This window comes from Streptomyces recifensis (assembly GCF_002154615.1).
Taxonomy (GTDB): domain Bacteria; phylum Actinomycetota; class Actinomycetes; order Streptomycetales; family Streptomycetaceae; genus Streptomyces; species Streptomyces griseoluteus.
This window is the reverse complement of sequence record NZ_MUNH01000720.1, coordinates 1-1,261: the sequence shown is the minus strand read 5'-3', so window position 1 is coordinate 1,261 and position 1,261 is coordinate 1. Positions and strand designations below refer to the sequence as shown.

Here is a 1,261-nt window from a genome sequence, read left to right as displayed (position 1 = left end):
GGCCATGGGGTGCCTCCTGGGCGGGCCGTCAGCCGGCCGTGCCGGTCACAGCAGCGTGAACCGGACCTCGGGCGGGATGAACATCGAGTCGGTCTCGGTGACGCCGAACGCCCGGTAGAACGCCGGGACATGGCCGAGGACGGCGTTGCAGCGCACCTGGGGCGGGGCGTGCCGGTCGTGGGCGAGCCGCTCGCGCATCCGGCCCGGTGTGCGCTTGACCCGCCACATCGTCGCCCACAGCGCGAAGAACCGGCGCCTTTGGACCTCCCGTTCGCTCTCGGTGAGCGCGGAGGCGGCCAGGTGGGCGGCGAACGCGGTGTGCGCGACGGTGAGCCCGGTGATGTCGGCGATGTTCTCCCCCGCCGTCCGGGCACCGCTGACATGCTCCCCGTCCAGCCCGTCGGGGACGTAGCGGTCGTAGTGGTCGATGAGCAGGGCGGTGCGCCGGGTGTACTCGGCGCGGTCCTCCTGGCTCCACCACTCGCGCAGCCGGCCCTCGCCGTCGTAGCGCGAACCCCGGCTGTCGAAGGCGTGGGACATCTCGTGGCAGACGACCGAGCCCAGCAGGGCGAAGTTGCGGGTCATGTCGCCGCCGGCGTCGAACAGCGGCGGCTGCAGCAGGGCGGCGGGGACGACGACCTGGTTCAGGCCGTGCCGGTAGTAGGCGGTGACCGCCTGCGGCGGCACCTTCCACTCCCCCCGGTCCACCGGCCCGCCGAGCCGGCCCAGCTGGCGCTCGAAGCAGCGGGCGCGGCCCCGGCGCACGTTGCCCAGCAGGTCGGCCGGGTCGGTGTGCAGCGGGCCGCGGCCGGCGGTGTCGTGGGGGTGGCCGAGTTCCACGCGCAGGGCGTCCAGCTTCGCCAGCGCCGCCGTCCGCGTGGCCGCCGTCATCCAGCCGGCCTGTTCCAGGCAGCCCCGGTAGGCCGTGCGCAGGGCGTCCACCAGGTCGGCGGCGGCCTTCAGGGTGCCGGGCGCGAGATGGCGGTGCAGGTAGCGCTCGCCCACCTCGTCGCCCAGGACGGTCTGCACGAAGGACGTCGCCCGCATCCAGCGCGGCCTGGACGTACGGGAGCCGGTCAGGACCTGGCCGTAGAAGCGGAAGTTCTCCGCGAACAGCGCGGCCGGGGCGAACGGGGCCGCCTCGTGCACCTGCGACCACACCAGCCACAGCTTCAGCTCCTCCAGGCTGTGCGCGTCCCACCAGGCGTCCAGCGCCGGGCGGTAGGGGCCCGGGCGGATCTGGAGGCGGGCCCGTTCGCCC

The 1,261-nt window shown here is 74.5% G+C and carries 1 protein-coding gene; it reads right to left on the bottom strand.

Features of this window, described 5'->3' with window-relative positions; genetic code table 11:
• Nucleotides 1–45: 45 nt before the first annotated feature.
• On the bottom strand, nt 46–1,261 hold a 1,216-nt coding region (locus CCN33_RS28850), incomplete at its 5' end, for a M13-type metalloendopeptidase (protein ID WP_279628223.1).